Raw genomic sequence first — 16,383 nt, forward strand, 5'->3', positions numbered from 1 at the left:
GACCTGTGGGCCGCATGAGAAAGGAGGTCGAGCGATGAAAACCTCGACACTGATGACCACCGTGCTGTTGTCGGCCTCGTGCTTTGCCGCTCCGGTACGCACCGCGCAGGACTCGCCGGTCGAACGCGCCGGCGCGCACCTCCCGCTCCAGACCGGTCAGTTCCGCGCCGACGACGCCCCGGTGGCGCCTCCTGCCCCCAACGTGCCCGTTTCCGTCACCGACGGTCCCCAGCATTGGGAATATCTCACCCTGCCCAAGTCGCACCGCCTCGACAAGACGCTGAGCCCGGACCTGCATCAGCAGACCTGAGCCGCGCCGGCCGTCAGGCAGGCAAGCAGGCGTGGCGAGCACGCGGCAAATGCGCGTCAGACGAGCGTCAGAAGCGCGGCGCGCGCGGTGAAGCCGGTGCACACGTGTCCACGGCGTGCGAGGCGGATTGTGTATGCTTGAGCCGCGCCGCTCACCGCGCGCCAGCCGAACAACGAACGAGACAACGACGCGAACCGCCCGCACAGGCCGACGCGCAAAGGACGCCACGCATGCCAGCCTCAAGCATTCCCGAAGAACCGATCGACCTGCAATTCTCCGACGTGCTGCGCGAAGTGCGCTGGCCCGCGAACAAGGACGAACTCGTGGACGCCGCGCGCACGGCGGGCGCAAGCAATGAAGTGCTGGGGATTCTCGACGGCATGCCCGAGCAGGATTACCCCAACGTCGATTCGGTCACGCGGCTGATCGGCAGCAACTACGGTCCGGGCATCGGCGCCTAGGTCAGGCCCGGTTCGCAGCCGGATCCCCCTCCATTGACGCCCGTGCGCGAGCGCGCGCGGGGCTCAGGCGTCGCGCCCGAACACGACCCGCGCGAGGAAGCTCGCGAGCACGGTTTCGACGACCGGCGGCGTGACGTGCTGCGGGTCGGCCGTGGCGAGAAACTGCACCCCGTCGCACAGCCCCATCAGGCCAACCGCGAGCAACTGCGGCTCGATCGGCAGGGGGGTGCCCACGCGCCTCGAAAACTCCTCGATATACGCGGCAAGACTGTCGCGCTTTTCCTGCATGAAAGCGTTAAAACGCACGCGAAAGCGCGCGTCGCGCGCGGCCAGCAGCTTGGCCTCCACCCACAGGAGGAAAACCTTGTTGTCCTGCGGCATGCGGCTGTAATACGTGAGCACACGCGCTTCCATCTGCTCGCGCGACACCTCGGTTTCGAAGATCGCGCGCAGGTCCGTCTGCATGGCCTCGTGATCGCGCCGCAGCAATTCCACGAGCAGGTCCGACTTGCCGGAAAAATTCGAGTAGAACGCGCCGCGCGTGTAGCCCGCGGCATGCGCGATGTCCTCCACGCTCGCCCCCACGAACCCTTTTTTCATGAACATGGCCTGCGCCGCGTCGAGCAGGCGCTCGCGCGTCTGATCGCGGCTTTGCTCACGGGTGAGTCGGATGCGCTTCATGGCGTGGGGCTTCGTGATGACGTGATGTCGGGTGGGTTGGCGGGAGTCTAACACTGAAACATTCTTCGGATTCAACTTCGCACTCAGATACAGTGTTGTATTAGAATCCGGCTCATCATCCCAAACCGGGGGCGTGTGCGCGAGGCCGCGCGGCGCCCGCGGTTCAACGGCGGCGCAACTGGCCCGGCGGTTTGCGGTCTGCGTGCGCGCAAGGCGTATCGAGGTCCAAGTGAATCGTTGCGGTCGTGGCGCGTCGAGCAGGATGCGCGGAGGTTCCAGTCAGCATTCCAGTCAAGGTTCCGGTGAATCCCGCCGCGCGGCGGTTTGTGCGTCGCGGCATGCGCCGTGGCGGCAGGCCGCGCGCATTCTGCTTGTGGCGGGCGTATTCGCACTCGCCGCCTGCGGCAAGCAAAAGGAAGCGCCGCCGCAGCCGCGCCCGGTCGTTTCGATGACCGTGCATCCCGACGGCGGCGCGGTGAGCCCCGCCTACCCCGGCGACATCGAGGCGCGCAACGCCACGCCGCTGTCGTTTCGCGTGAACGGCAAGATCATCGAGCGCGTCGTGCGCCTTGGCGACAGCGTCAAACCCGGACAAACGCTCGCGCGCCTCGACCCCGCCGACTCCGAGAAGAACACCGCGAGCGCGCAGGCCCAATTCGACGCCGCGCAGCACCGCTTCGTGTTCGCCAAACAGCAGCTCGATCGCGACACGGCCCAGTCGCAGGCCAATCTCATCGCCCGCGCGCAACTCGAACAGACCCAGGATGCGTACGCTTCCGCCGTGGCGCAGCGTGACCAGGCGCAGCAGCAGTTGGCCCTCGCGAAAAACCAGCTGCGCTATACGCAGCTCGTGGCGGACCACGCGGGCGTCATCACCGCCGAAAACGCCGACACCGGCCAGAACGTGCAGGCGGGCCAGCCCGTCTACCAGCTCGCGTGGACCGGCGACGTCGATGTGGTGTGCGATCTGCCCGAGCGCGCCATTGCGGCCCTGCACACGGGCGACGCGGCGCAGGTCACGCTCGGCGCGCTGCCCGGCCGCCGTTACACGGCGCGCCTGCGCGAACTCGCGGCGGCGGCCGACCCGCAAAGCCGCACGTGGCGCGCGAAGCTCACGCTCGAACACCCCGACGCCGACGTGCGTCTCGGCATGACGGCCAATGTGGCGTTCGCGTCCCCGGCCGAGGCAGGCGCCGCGCCCAGCTTCACTGTGCCGGCCACCGCCCTCTTCCACGACGGCGACGCGCCCGCCCTCTGGATCGTGCACGCGCCCGACAACGTGCTCCAGTTGCGGCGCGTGAGCGTCACGCGCTACGACGCGCGCACCATCACCGTGGCGAGCGGCTTGCAGGACGGCGAGCGCATCGTGGTTCAAGGCGTGCACACGGTTCACGCGGGCGAGCAGGTTCGTCCGGTTGCACCGCTGCATGCCGAGGACTTCGCGTCATGAGTCAGGTTCCTGGCTCGAGCCCGGGCGCCGATCACGAAGAGGGGCGCTTCAATCTCTCGGCGTGGGCGCTACGGCATCGCGCGCTCGTCACTTTCGTCGTCGTGCTCGCCACGATTTTCGGCGCGCTCGCCTATACACGCCTTGCGCAGTCGGAGGACCCGCCCTTCACGTTCCGCGTGATGGTGATCCAGACCTTCTGGCCCGGCGCGACCGCGCGCCAGGTCGAGGACCAGGTGACGAACCGCATCGGGCGCAAGCTCCAGGAGACGCCCTATATCGACTTTCTGCGCAGCTATTCGCGGCCCGGCGAGTCACTGGTGTTCTTCACGATGAAGGATTCCGCGCCCGAGAGCGAGGTGCGCGAGACGTGGTACCAGGTCCGCAAGAAGGTCGGCGACATTGCGTATACGCTGCCGCCGGGCGTGCAGGGGCCGTTCTTCAACGACGAGTTCGGCGACGTCTACACGAACATCTACACGCTCGAAGGCGATGGTTTCTCGCCCGCGCAACTGCACGACTACGCGGACAAGTTGCGCGAACAACTTCTGCGCGTGCCCGACGTGGGCAAGGTGGATTACTTCGGCGACCCGCAGCAGCGCATCTACATCGAGATCCCGAACGCGCAGCTCACGCGCCTCGGCATCACGCCCACGCAGCTAGGCCAGGTGATCGGCGCGCAGAACAGCGTGGCGGCCGCGGGCACCCTCACGACCGCCGACGACCGCGTGTACGTGCGCCCGAGCGGCCAGTACGACGACCTCAAGGCGATTGCCGACACGCTGATCCGCGTGAACGACCGCACCTTCCGCCTGGGCGACATCGCCACGATCCGGCGCGGCTACGACGAGCCGCCCGCCACGCAGATGCGCTTCCAGAACCAGGCGGTGCTCGGCATCGGCCTCACGATGCAGCCCGGCGGCGACGTGATCCGGCTTGGCAAGGCGCTCGACGCGCGCGTCGAGCAGTTGCGCGCGCAACTTCCGGCGGGCCTGAAGCTCGTGGAAGTGTCGAGCATGCCCGATGCCGTCTCACGCTCGGTCGACGACTTCGTCGAAGCCGTGGCCGAGGCCGTGGGCATCGTGCTGCTCGTGAGCCTCGTTTCGCTCGGCGTGCGCACCGGCATGGTGGTCGTCATCACGATTCCGATCGTGCTCGCCGTCACCTCGCTCACGATGTATCTGTTCGGCATCGGCCTGCACAAGGTCTCGCTCGGCACGCTCGTGCTCGCGCTCGGCCTGCTGGTGGACGACGCCATCATTTCCGTCGAGATGATGGCCGTGAAGCTCGCCCAGGGCTGGAACCGCACGCGCGCCGCCGCGTTCGCCTATACGAGCACCGCGTTCCCCATGCTCACGGGCACGCTCGTGACCGTCTCGGGCTTTCTGCCCATCGTGCTTGCGCGCTCGAGCACGGGCGAATACACGCGCTCGATCTTCCAGGTGTCCGCCATCGCGCTGATCGCCTCGTGGTTCGCGGCCGTGGTGCTCATTCCCCTGCTCGGCTATCGGCTGCTCCCCGAGCGCAAGCCCGACCCCAACGCGACGCATGGCGAAGACCACGAGCACGAGATCTACGACACGCGCTTCTATCGGCGCCTGCGCGGCTGGATCGGCTGGTGCATCGAGCGGCATCTCGTCGTGCTCGCGCTCACCATCGTGCTCTTCGTGGCGGCGCTCGCGGGCTTCACGCTCGTGCCGCAACAGTTCTTCCCGAGCTCCGACCGGCCCGAGCTGCTCGCGGACGTGCGCCTGCCCGAAGGCGCCTCGTTCGAGGCGACGCTACGCGAGGCGAAGCGCCTCGAAGCGGCGCTCAAGGGCCGCCCCGAGATCGACCATTTCATCGACTTCGTGGGCACGGGCGCGCCGCGCTTCTATCTGCCGCTCGACCAGCAGCTTCAGCAGCCCAACTTCGCGCAGTTCGTGATCACGGCGAAGTCCGTCGAGGACCGCGAGAAGCTCGCAAGCTGGCTCGAACCGATGCTGCGCGACAAATTCCCGGCCATCCGCACGCGCCTCTCGCGGCTCGAGAACGGACCGCCCGTGGGCTACCCCGTGCAGTTCCGCGTGAGCGGCGACGACATCCCGACCGTGCGCGACATCGCCAACAAGGTGGCGGCGACGCTGCGCGCCGATGCGCGCACCGAGAACGTCAACTTCGACTGGGACGAGCCGGCCGAGCGCTCCTTGCACTTCCAGATCGACCAGCAAAAGGCGCGCGCGCTCAACGTCTCGTCGCAGGACATCGCCAACTTTCTGCAAATGACGTATTCGGGCTATACCGTTACGCAGTTTCGCGAGCGCGACAAGCTCATCAGCGTGGATCTGCGCGCACCGGGCACGGAGCGCGTCGATCCCGCGCACCTGCTCACGCTCGCCATGCCCACGCCCAACGGCCCAGTGCCGCTCGGCGCGCTCGGGCATCTCGCCAACGATCTGGAGTACGGCGTGATCTGGTCGCGCGACCGTCAGCCGACCATCACCGTGCAGTCGGACGTGCGCGCCGGCGCGCAAGGCATCGACGTCACGCATGCGCTCGACAAGCAACTGGAGTCGATCAAGCGCGCGCTGCCGCCCGGCTATCACATCGAGGTGGGCGGCTCAGTCGAGGAAAGCGCGAAGGGCCAGGCGTCCATCTTCGCGCAGTTGCCCGTGCTCGCCATCGCCGTGCTCATGCTGCTCATGATCCAGTTGCAAAGCCTCGCGCGCGTGATGATGGTCGTGCTGACCGCACCTCTCGGGCTGATCGGCGTGGTGATCGCGCTGCTCCTGTTCCGGCAGCCGTTCGGCTTCGTGGCGATGCTCGGCGTGATCGCGATGTTCGGCATCATCATGCGCAATTCGGTGATCCTCGTGGATCAGATCGAGACGGACATCCGCGCGGGGCACAAACGCTTCGACGCCGTGGTGGGCGCGACGGTGCGACGCTTCCGCCCGATCATGCTGACCGCCGCGGCCGCCGTGCTCGCGCTCATCCCGCTCTTGCGCTCGAACTTCTTCGGGCCGATGGCGACTGCGCTCATGGGCGGCATCACGATTGCGACCGTGCTCACGCTGTTTTTCCTGCCCGCGGCCTACGCCGCCGCGTTCCGCGTGCGCAGCAGCGAGACTGACGAGACCGGCCGCGCGCCGGAACAGGCATCATGAAGACTTTATTGCCGACTCGGGCGTTGGCGGCGTACTCGCACGCCCCCCGCCTTCCACGCGCGCTCAGCGCCCTCGCAGCCTGCTCGGCGTTTGCGCTCGCCGGCTGCGCGATGGGTCCGACGGGCGAGCCGCCTGCGATGCCGCAGCCCGAGCATTACGGCGCGCAGGCCCAACCCGCGCAAACGGTCGCCGCCCAGGGCGTCGCGCAACAGTTCGTGACGGGCGCGGAGCCGGTGCCCCAATGGTGGACGCTCTACGGCTCCGACGCGCTCGATGCGCTCGTAAACGAAGGCCTCGCCAACAGCCCGGACCTCGCCGCCGCCGATCACAGCCTGCAAGCCGCGCGCGAACAACTGCGCGGCCAGATCGGCAGCTCGCTCCTGCCGACCGTGGATGCGATCGGCACCGCGCAACGCCAGCAGGCGCCCGCCATTCCGCAGTTCGGTATCGACCAGTTGCAATACGCGCTGTTCGCGGGCCTGATCGACGTGCGCTATACCTTCGACGTGTTCGGCGCGACGCGGCTGAACAACGCGGCGCTCGCCTCGCGCGTGAACGTGCAGGCGTTCCAGTTCGAGGCCGCGCGCCGTGCGCTCGCGGCGAACATCGTGGCGAGCGCGCTTGGCGCGGCGACGCTGCACGCACAGATCGACACGACCGAGCAACTCATCGCACTCGCCAATGCCCAGGCCGACGACGTGCAAAAGCGCTACGCACTCGGCGCCGCCTCGCGCACCGACCTGCTCAACGCCCAGCAAAGCGCGGCCTCGCTCGCGGCGAATCTGCCGGGGCTGCGCCAGCAATGGGCCGCGCAGCGCCACGCGCTCGCCGTGCTGATCGGACGCACACCCGACCAGGCCCCGCCCGATCTCGACCTGGCGAGCCTTGCCGTGCCGCCGCAGGTGCCCGTGGTCGTGCCTTCAGAACTCCTGAAGACCCGGCCCGACATCGAGGCGGCAACGGCCACGCTCACGGCCGCCGCCGCCGAGGTGGGCGCCGCGACCGCACAGATGTATCCGAGCATCACGCTTTCGGCGGCGCTCGGCCAGGGCGGCTTTAGCTGGCCCGTCGTGACGTCCGGTGCGGGCGCGCTCTGGGCGATCGGCGCTTCGCTTTCGCAACCCATCTTTCATGGCGGCGCGCTCCTCGCGCAGCGGCGTGCGGCGTTGCAGTCGTACGACGCAGCCAACGACACGTACAAGCAAACGGTGCTCACGGCGTTCCGCGACGTCGCCGACCGCCTCGCCGCGCTCGAGCACGACGCGCAGGCTCTGGACGCGGCCAGCACCTCGGCGCGCACGGCCCAGGGCGTGTACGAGGACACGAATGCGCGCCACAAACTCGGGGCCGTGCCTTGGTATGCCGTGCGCCAGAGCGAACAGCAATGGCGCAATGCGCGCCTCGACGAAATCCGCTATCGCGGCACGCGGCTCGCCGACACGGCCGCGCTCTTCCAGGCGATGGGCAATCCGCCGACGAATCCCGCGACGCTCGGCAGCGGGCACGAGGCACAGACTGCCGCCACCGCGGCGTCGGATGCCGGAGCGGCGCAGGGCAAATAGCGCTCACGCCGTTTGGTACGTTCCGTACGTGTGGCGAGTCGCCTCGCGGTAGCATGAAGGGCAACGCGCCGCGCGAGACGGCGCGCCTTCGCCAAGGACACGACATCATGCCCCCGCCCGCACTCGACTTCTGGTTCGATCTTTCGAGCAATTACAGCTACTTGAGCGTGATGCGCATCGAAGCGCTTGCGGCTCGCGCGGGCGTGGCCGTGCGCTGGCGGCCATTCATGCTGGGCCCGATTCTCGAAGCGCTCGGCTGGGAAGGCCCGCCCTTCGTCGTGCAGAAGGAAAAAGGCGCATACGTGTGGCAGGACATGCGCCGCCAATGCCGCAAATATGGCTTGCTGTGGCGACAACCCAGCGAGTTTCCGCGCCGCGCCGTGCTGGCGACACGTATCGCGATGCTCGCCGCCGACGAGCCGTGGCTGCCCGCCTGGTGCCGCGCCGTGATGGCGCGCAACTACGGCGGCGATCGCGAAGTGGATTCGCCCGAGGCGGCCGCGCAAATGTTGGTCGCGCTGAGTCTGCCCGCACAACCGATCATCGAGGCAGCCGGCAGCGATGCGAACCGGCTGCGCGTGCGTGAACGCACGCACGCGGCTCGCGAACTGGGCATCTTCGGCGCACCGACGTTCTTCGTCGGAGAGGAAATGTTCTGGGGCAATGACCGGCTCGAAGACGCTATCGACGCCGCCCTTTGCGCGCCGCCGGACCAAGACATCGACTAACCCCCTGCCCCCTGCGACTGTTGTTCTGTCAGGATTTTCTGGCCCTTATTTTTAAGACAGAACTGATACACTGCGCCGTAAGTCAGGTTTGACTGACTTAATTAAACGGCCTCAATTCCTACGCATTCCTATCTATTACGAAGAGCGGCCGCATCGGAGACGAAACCGCGCCATGCAGACGGCGCCCGTCGCGCCCAGGCAAGGCGCGACGCAAGACAACCTGAGAGATCACGACCATGGCACATCACGTGAAGCGTGGCATTTGCTTCGCATTGCTAATCATGGCCAGCGCTACCGCCCAGGCCAGCCTCGATTGTTCCGGCTCGCATGGCGGCTTTCGCTTCCAGACCGACGATAGCTGGACCGGCACGGACAAGCTGGAGCACTTCGCGGTGTCCGTGCCGTTCGGCGCGCTCGGCGGCTGGCTCACGCGCGATACGGATCACCCGGTCGTCTATGGCACGCTGATTGGTACAGTGCCGGGACTCCTGAAGGAAACGCTCGACGGCACCTGCCGCACCGATGGATTCTCGTACAAGGATCTGTTCGCCGATGCGCTCGGCGCGCTCACCGGAGCGTGGCTCGCGCATTGGGCCGTGACGTATTCGCGTGGTTCGCATGCCCGAACCTTCGGACTGCGTTATGACGATGTGTTTTGACGCGCGCTGACCCGTGTTGCGTGTTCGCGTGCATTGCCTTTGGCGTCAGCTAGTTAGGTTCGATCTCCAAAGGTTACCCACAGGTCTGCCAACAGAAACTGTGGAGAACTCAAGGTGCAAGTTACCCACAGATTTTGTTGGCAAGGCTGAGGGTAACTATTCCCCCACACCGCGCAAGTCCACGCCACAAGGCTTTCCGGGCGATGGGTGTGGGAATTTGCATTCCCCGAGCAGCCCCAAGCATCCATTCCCCCGCGTTTCCCCAACATTGCGTTGCGGGAAAACCGCCGCTCCCCCGCAGGGGAGACGGTCTACATATTGAACATCTTTCTTGCAGGAATTGCGGACAAGCGGTGACTTGGCGGCACTCTCTACAAGTCACTTGCTGCTTCAATACGCAGACAGCTTGCCTGTTGATGCTGCGCAGCAGCGTGAGCACGTGTGGGGAAAATTCATTCCCTACCTCGCGTGATGATAGGGCTACTCTCGTGATTATTGCCCCGCCGGAGACCGCTACAAAGCCTGCGACCTCGGCCCCCGAGGCCAACATGCGCGCGCTGCCCGAGGCGACATAAAAATCACAGGGTGTGATCTTTACCTCGACTATCTGCGGCTACCACTCCAGCGCGTCACTCATCAGTTCATGGGCAGGAACGAAATGCCATTGCCGGAACTCGGGATCGAACATGGCGAACTGGTCAAAATCCGGGATGGCGCCATCAGCCTCCATAACCGGGGCTTGCGCCCATGCCTCCTGCACAAGGGCCTCTAGCCTTATTTTCCCCCAGTCAGCGAAGGTCTGAGCCGTTTCCTTCCACGCGAACAGGCCCGCCCGCTCGTGGACCTCATCAACCAACCGCGCAATGCTGTCGGCCAGCAACGCAGCGTCATTCCATGAATCCGATCGATACGGCGCAAACATGATCGCTTGCGGTGCACCGCCTTGTCGCAGCAACACCCGCCCTGCACGCGCCTGCCATGCCATATGCACACAGAAAGATACAGGCCCGTTTCCCTGCCCCTTCAGTTTTCCAGGCGCAATGTTGGCAACCTCAAGTATCTGAACACGCTGCTCTGGGAGCGTGAGGCCGACATCGACAAGCGCATCAAAGGGCGACAGGTAACAGGTCAGCGCTTCCTCTCCGCTAACCGCCGAGTTGCCATGCAACGCAAATCTTCCCTCACCTTTGTCGAGTGCGGCAACGAACATCGTGAAGTCTCCTCTTCGATCCTTATGGGCTGCACCAGGCACAATTTTCGGGTCACTTTGCGGGCGGTTTGCCCGATTGTCCCCAAATGCTCTGCCCCGCATGCAACAGCTTCATCAGCATCCCCGGCGCGCAATCGGCCATGCACATCGCGCGACCTTTCGTCACTCGTCCGTTGTCACCGATTGGATAGTCGGAGTAGATCAGAGGTTTGACGGGCATGCTGCCGCGAATCTCGACCATAGAAGCGGGCATCCCCTCTCCTAGATCGACGGTATTCTGTTCCATGATATTCACCCATGGATGACTCGTCACATCAACGGATTTTGGAAAGCCTTCGTATCCTGGCGCCTCGCATTTTGTGAGATATCTATATTTTCTAGGCTTTTTTTCCGTCGCCAGATAACAGATTCCCCGAAAATCATAGAATCGGTATCCAGTCCTTTTACCATTCAGAACATTGACTTCGTATCCATCGCGATCCACGAGCCAATAGACATAAACCTCGTTCTGGCGATCGTAAGGAAGATATGAAGGCGTAACGTCGGGGTCAGAGCTCTCATGTTTTGAGGTTATACCAAAAAATGCGCGGACAGGAACCACTCCGTTCCACGGGGATAAATCGTCCAATGAAATGTAATCTTTCTTCCTGACAGAGACCGCCGGATGACCAGCCGACGCTGGAATTGTATCCACAATGTCATCATCTTTCGCGGAGCGAAATTTATCGCATGCGTAAGAATCGTCCCCAGCAGGGGAGTTACCCATCGCATGACGAAGAAAAATTACACAAGTCAATTCAATTGGATTTTCATTATTTACAGTAACATCATTGACCGTAATCGAACGCGCACTGACATGCGCGCAGGCAATCATTAAAAACGCCGAGACTACCGTCGATTTTATTAGCGATGATTGTTTCCTCATGAAATCAGCCGTCATTATTCACCCTTTGCCGTGATGTGCATATGCGTGTCATGTGGCTCGACCCAGTTGACCCATGGCGTATAGATCGCACCGTGCAACTTTTCACTGTCGCTATTCAATTCCGCGTACAGCTTCGCTGGCTTTTGCCCGCGCAAACTTGTCGGGAATGGATGGTCCCGCCCCCCGCGCCATGGCTGCGAATCGTAAAATCGCTATGCTCCAACGAATCATCGAAGCTGGCCACATCCAGTCGGTCCCCCATCTCTTATGGGCTGCACTAAACGCAATTTTCAGGTCACTTTGCGGACGGTTTACGAGGAGGTCCCCAAATGCTCTGCCCCGCATGCAGCAGCTTCATCAGCATCCCCGGCGCGCAATCGGCCATGCACATGGCCCGACCTTTGGTCACACGTCCGTTGTCACCGATTGGATAGTCGGAGTAGATCAGAGGCTTGACGGCCATGCTGCCGCGAATCTCGACACCATCTGCTGGCATGCGCTCCCCGAGATTCACAGTGTTCTGCTCCGTGATGTTCACCCAGGGATGACTTGTCACATCAACGGATTTTGGAAAATCGTTATAGTCCCACCTTTTACCCTGACATTCAGTTCGATACTTATATTTTCGAGGCTTATATTCCGTCGCCAAATAGCACACCCCCAAATAGTCATAGAATCGGTATCCAGTCCTTTTGCCACCCACGACAGCCACTTCGTATCCGTCACGATCCACAACAATATAGTTAGATATCTTATTCCAATTGTCGTAAGGGAGATACGAAGGGGCAACGTCAGGGTCAGCTTCCTCCTGTTTTCTCGAAATGGAATAATATGCTCGAATAGGAGCGTCCCCTACCCATGGGGGCAGATCATCTAGAGATATATAGTCTTTCTTTTTGACTGGAATTGCCGAATGCTCTGGCTCCGATGGAGCCATTTGAATCACATCATCATCCTTTGCATTTCGATATTTATCACATAAATCCGACATAGAGTCCCATCCAGCATGCGAATCATTAATTGCATGACGAACAAGAAGCACGCATTGAGGCGACAAATAATTATCATATGAAATTCTTGCATCATTCACCGTCACCACCCGAGCGCTTGCATAAACACAAACGATCATTAAGGATGATGCGACTGTCGCCAGCCTTATAGATAGCGATTTTTCTTCCATAGCAGTCTTTCTCAACTATTCACCCTTTGCCGTGATGTGCATATGCGTGTCATGTGGCTCGACCCAGTTCAGCCATGGCGTATAGATCGCACCGTGCAACGTTTCACTGTCGCGATTCAATTCCGCGTACAGCTTCGCCAGCTTTTGCCCACCCGAACTTGTCGGGAATGGAAGATTCCGATCCCCCGCGCCATGGTTGTGAATCGTAAAATCGATATGCTCCAACGAATCTTCGAAGCTGGTCACATCCAGCCCGTCCCCCATCTTGTGCAGGCGCGAGCCAAGCATCGGTCGCCACGAACTGGAGAGACTCAGTTTGTCGATGTGCAAGCGCCACGCGGCCTTAAGAGCAGCAGCAAAGGTGCGCGGCGACGTACGCTTGATGGCCTGTTGAATTGTCGTGTTGTCACTCGTATTAATTGCGTTGGCAAGCGCTCTTCCGATAAAGGTAAGCGTGATTCCCAAGGTGGGAATCTCAACCGTAAGCGGTGCCATGGAGCGAGAGCCGGCACCGGCAGCATAGATCGGCGCGAGCGTCGCAAGCCAGTCTACGGCGATTGTTTCCACACTCCCCGTCACCTGGGGCAGCGCAGGCGCCGACACAACAGCGGGAACGGACGCCGGCGAACTGCCGCCCAAAACAGGGCCGACGTAAGCATGTGGCCCATCAGAGTGAGGCGTAACGGCGTTTGTCATCGCCGGCACTAACGCATGGGAGGGATGCGCAGCAACCTGTGGATGCGGCATATCACCTGCAAGTGCGTTGCGCGAGATAGTGCCAGACGGACAGAGCCTGCTGATGTCGGCGTCAGTATATTCATGACTGACCTTTCTCCAAAGGTCGCCGGTGAGAAAACCATAGTATTCGTTGGTTGGCGCTGATTTAACTACCAGCGTATTTTCCGATGGGATCGATGGAAGATTGTTTTTCTCGATAAACTTATTTTGCACGTCTGACCGGAGTTCGAAGATGTGAATCTTGCTGTGCGCAGCGTCAGGAACGGTCCATGGATATAGCTGGAAGTTTCGATGGTACCTGAAAGCGTCATTTGCAATGTGTAATGCGATTCGCTTTACTTCATCGGGAATATGGATGGCGTCCAAGCTATGCACAGATCGCTTTCCGTCGTGCAAAGCGCTTGTATAGGTTCGGCCAGGAAATTCTTTGTATGCGCCCGATGTAGGGTATATCACCTTCTTCGTATCGACATCGACCACGACAAAGGGAAGCCGCGTCAAATACGAGGCAGAATCGGTTACTCCATATTTCGAAGTATCAAGGCCATGCAGGTCCGAATACATTCCATTGTACCGATCCAACGGCGCACAATAGAAAACAAAACTCACCAGGCGGTCCGTAACTGTTACCTGCTGAGTCGGCATGTTCGTCCCGGTCATCATTGAGCCGATGGGTGCCTGTGTAGAAGCATTCATTTGTATCAACCTTCGGAAGGGTCTGCATCGCAGCAACTTTCCGGCGCATTGTCGCTGTCGTTTTCTGCATCCTGTGAATGATGCGGGTGTACTTTCACTTTTTGTGACCGGCCGGCCCAGATCCGCTCAGTCAGCCCGTTTTTATCAGTGCGGCCGTACCAGATCGAGCCGTTTTCCGCTTCCAGCCGGTACGGATAGTTCTTGAGAATGGCACCGCTGCCATCGCTAAGCGTAAATTGCGCGCTGTAATCTTTCTCGCCTGGCAGGTCAGGTAATGGCGTGCGCATCGATGCCTTGCCCTGCTTCTGGATCGTGATGAACTTGAGGAAAAGGTCGTTAGGACCGCCGAGCCAGCGTCGATCACTCGTGATGAGGTCGCGCGCCTGCGAATGATGATGAAACGCAATAATTTCGGGTTTGTCAGGGTCGCCATCTCGAAAAGAAATCACCGCTTCATCGTTGTCCAGCGCGACAAAGTGGAAGCCCGTTTGCAGCTTGCCCGCGAAGGGCTTGGCGAGTCGCAGCGGTACGCTCTCGCCACCTTTGGGCCATGTTGCGAAGTCCACATCGAAGCGGACAACGTAATAGCCCACGGAATTGAGGTAGGCATAGGTGTACTTGTCCGGGCTGCAAATCCGGGCGCTCAACGTACCGCTGATTTTTGCCCAGGTTTCCGGCTTCAGTTCCAGACGGAAACGCCGGTCGGCAGGGATGGCCCTGAACGTGTTCGAATACGCCGCGTCACGCGCACCGCTGTGCGTGGCCTCGATGATGACCATGCCTTTGGGCGCATCCGGCAGCACGATCTCTGTTTCGAGCACCGTGGCGCACTGCAAGGCGAACACGTTGCCCGCGCCTTCGTACACAACCTGGCCGGCGATCGCCGCTTCGTGCCTGAGTTGTGCCTCCCACTGCGCCCCGTCCGCGTCGAGGTGGTACGTGCCGTAGATATACGGCTGGCCGTAGGTGGTCGGGTCCTCGGGCGCGACGGTGGCCGAGGCGCGAAAACGCTCCCACGCGGATTCAGGGTTGTACTCGGCAACCATGAACGACTGCGGCACTGTGACGGTATGGGTCTTGATCGCCGTGACGGCTTCCACGCCGCCCGCTTCGAGTCCCGCCGCCTCGCGGTACGGCACAATGCGCTGAGGTTGGTCGTAGAGATAGTGGTCGATGTCATCGGCAAAAACCACCTGATCGCCGTATTCTGTCTCCGCGATAAAGCACCAGATGCCCGCCTTCTGGCAGAGCATCTGGACATACGCCATATCCGTCATGTGGTGCTGCATGCGGAACAGATGCTTGGGGTAGTGGCGACGCAACCGGAAGCGGAACTGATGGTCTCTCAGGCCGTGGCGGCGCAGGATGGCTGCGAGAATGTCCGGCGTGCTCTGGTGCTGGTAGTTGCCGGTGTTCATGACGGCTTCGAGCCGTCCGAAATGCGACTTGAGGACAACCTCGCACCTTGTGAAATCCTTCGTCGTTTGAACCGTCGAGAAGCGCTCGATAAAGCCTGAGAAGCGCCGCATGGTCCCGTCATCGGCCTTGATGCTGAAAACCGCGTCACGGCTCAGGAAGTCGACGCGCAACAACTGCTGCGGGTGAGTCAGTTCGATATGGACGATGTTGGGTTCGCCCATCTTCTCGGTGGCCTTGAACGACACGACCGAAAGTTGCGCCGCGTTGTCAGAACCTGGTACCGCCAAGTGATAGGACTGACGCCCCGAAATATTTTCAGGCAATAGATCAAATTCGGCCATACGATCTCCCGGATCAAATTAATGTGCTCAATGGCACCACGAACCGGTTTCCATCAACATGGGATGAATCTGAAATGCGCATGCGCATCGGATAGATGCTCGATCCGTCTGACGCACGCCACAATTTCAATTGATAAATCACATAGTTATACTAACAATCTTGTATTGGTGAACATGCAGCAAGTGACTTGTTACCTGCTGCCTTCTCGACGGGGTTGCGCACTTCCGGTGAATGCGAGGCCAACCCAATTCTCGGAGTCCTGCATTGATCGCACCGCCGGGAGCAGTACCCCTGCGAAGCCACACGTCGAGAACGCGAGCGGTCTGGTTCCAACACGCATCCAGCAAGGCGCGAAGATCGCTTACTGTGTTGCTGTGCCTCACCGCGAGTCTGATGAGTGTGCTGCCACATGCAGTGTGGCAAACACGCCGCGCAAGGTGAGCGACGGGAGACGCCGCAAGGCGGCAATTCCCTGTCATCTGCATCACTGCTGACCAGCAGGCCGCGCTCGACCTGTGGCCTGTTTGAGCTTTACCCTCTCTACGACAGCCCTCGTGTGGCCTGCCGGATCGCCGCCGCGCTCGATATTCAGTTTTGTTTCATCGCGTTTCGCGCGGTTGCTTTCCAGCGTGTCGCGCAGCTACGCACCGACCGGCATCTCGCGCGCCGTGCTGTAGGAGCGGTAACGAAAGGGCACGCTGATCCCCGGCGTCCCTGCGTGGCCCCTTCCCGACAGACTGGTGCCGTCCCGCAAGGTGCAGTCATTCTCAGCGGCGCTGAGTTTCAGGATTCCGTTTCGGTGATGGTTTGAAAGCGAGTTCACCCACGATATTCCCGAGAGCGCACCAAGGGCGTCTCGATTCTGCAAACAACCGGAAG

Annotated in this window: 13 protein-coding genes and 1 pseudogene; 8 read left to right on the plus strand and 6 right to left on the minus strand. The window is 61.7% G+C overall.

Features of this window, described 5'->3' with window-relative positions; translation table 11 throughout:
- Window positions 1-34: 34 nt before the first annotated feature.
- Window positions 35-310, plus strand: coding sequence for a hypothetical protein (locus C7401_RS17845; RefSeq protein ID WP_112172733.1), 276 nt, complete (start codon window positions 35-37; stop codon window positions 308-310).
- Between the two features lie 230 nt (window positions 311-540).
- Window positions 541-771, plus strand: coding sequence for a DUF2795 domain-containing protein (locus tag C7401_RS17850; RefSeq protein WP_112172734.1), 231 nt, complete (start codon window positions 541-543; stop codon window positions 769-771).
- 63 nt (window positions 772-834) lie between these two features.
- Here the strand turns inward: C7401_RS17850 and C7401_RS17855 are convergent, their stop codons facing one another.
- Window positions 835-1,452, minus strand: coding sequence for a TetR/AcrR family transcriptional regulator (locus C7401_RS17855; RefSeq protein ID WP_112172735.1), 618 nt, complete (start codon window positions 1,450-1,452; stop codon window positions 835-837).
- Window positions 1,453-1,825: 373 nt separating this feature from the next.
- On the opposite strand from C7401_RS17855, the gene C7401_RS17860 reads away from it, so the two are divergent.
- The 5 genes from C7401_RS17860 (at window position 1,826) to C7401_RS17880 (ending at window position 8,994) form a co-directional block, all read left to right on the plus strand.
- The gene (locus tag C7401_RS17860) at window positions 1,826-2,902 is read left to right on the plus strand and encodes an efflux RND transporter periplasmic adaptor subunit (RefSeq protein ID WP_373864441.1); all 1,077 of its coding nucleotides are present in this window, start codon (window positions 1,826-1,828) and stop codon (window positions 2,900-2,902) included.
- Window positions 2,899-6,045, plus strand: a complete 3,147-nt coding sequence (locus tag C7401_RS17865) for an efflux RND transporter permease subunit (RefSeq protein WP_112172737.1) — start codon at window positions 2,899-2,901, stop codon at window positions 6,043-6,045. Before C7401_RS17860 ends, C7401_RS17865 begins: the two co-directional genes overlap by 4 nt.
- 110 nt (window positions 6,046-6,155) lie before the next feature.
- Window positions 6,156-7,607 carry an efflux transporter outer membrane subunit gene (locus C7401_RS17870; RefSeq protein ID WP_373864445.1) on the plus strand — a complete coding sequence of 484 codons (1,452 nt, stop codon included), beginning with the start codon at window positions 6,156-6,158 and terminating at the stop codon, window positions 7,605-7,607.
- 107 nt (window positions 7,608-7,714) lie between these two features.
- On the plus strand, window positions 7,715-8,335 hold the full coding sequence (locus C7401_RS17875) for a 2-hydroxychromene-2-carboxylate isomerase (protein ID WP_112172925.1): 621 nt from the start codon (window positions 7,715-7,717) through the stop codon (window positions 8,333-8,335).
- A 281-nt stretch (window positions 8,336-8,616) separates the two neighbouring features.
- Entirely contained in the window at window positions 8,617-8,994 is a 378-nt protein-coding gene (locus tag C7401_RS17880) for a YfiM family lipoprotein (protein ID WP_258397131.1), read from the plus strand.
- A gap of 613 nt (window positions 8,995-9,607) precedes the next feature.
- Here the strand turns inward: C7401_RS17880 and C7401_RS17885 are convergent.
- From C7401_RS17885 to C7401_RS17900, 5 genes and pseudogenes are all read right to left on the minus strand, one after another.
- Complete coding sequence (locus tag C7401_RS17885) at window positions 9,608-10,204, minus strand: hypothetical protein (protein WP_112172740.1); 597 nt, start codon at window positions 10,202-10,204, stop codon at window positions 9,608-9,610.
- Between the two features lie 52 nt (window positions 10,205-10,256).
- Window positions 10,257-11,144, minus strand: coding sequence for a hypothetical protein (locus C7401_RS44400; RefSeq protein ID WP_146757943.1), 888 nt, complete (start codon window positions 11,142-11,144; stop codon window positions 10,257-10,259).
- A gap of 280 nt (window positions 11,145-11,424) precedes the next feature.
- On the minus strand, window positions 11,425-12,309 hold the full coding sequence (locus tag C7401_RS44405) for a hypothetical protein (protein ID WP_146757944.1): 885 nt from the start codon (window positions 12,307-12,309) through the stop codon (window positions 11,425-11,427).
- A 15-nt stretch (window positions 12,310-12,324) separates the two neighbouring features.
- Window positions 12,325-13,743: a hypothetical protein gene (locus C7401_RS44410; protein ID WP_146757945.1), complete on the minus strand. Its 1,419-nt coding sequence runs from the start codon at window positions 13,741-13,743 to the stop codon at window positions 12,325-12,327.
- 347 nt (window positions 13,744-14,090) lie between these two features.
- Window positions 14,091-15,503 (minus strand): annotated as a pseudogene (locus tag C7401_RS17900) (type VI secretion system Vgr family protein); the annotation flags it as partial.
- 410 nt (window positions 15,504-15,913) lie between these two features.
- Between C7401_RS17900 and C7401_RS45000 the strand changes: the two are divergent.
- Complete coding sequence (locus C7401_RS45000; protein ID WP_181565603.1) at window positions 15,914-16,315, plus strand: hypothetical protein; 402 nt, start codon at window positions 15,914-15,916, stop codon at window positions 16,313-16,315.
- Window positions 16,316-16,383: the final 68 nt, after the last annotated feature.

It is taken from the genome of Paraburkholderia unamae, assembly GCF_003268775.1.
In the GTDB taxonomy this organism is placed as follows: domain Bacteria; phylum Pseudomonadota; class Gammaproteobacteria; order Burkholderiales; family Burkholderiaceae; genus Paraburkholderia; species Paraburkholderia unamae.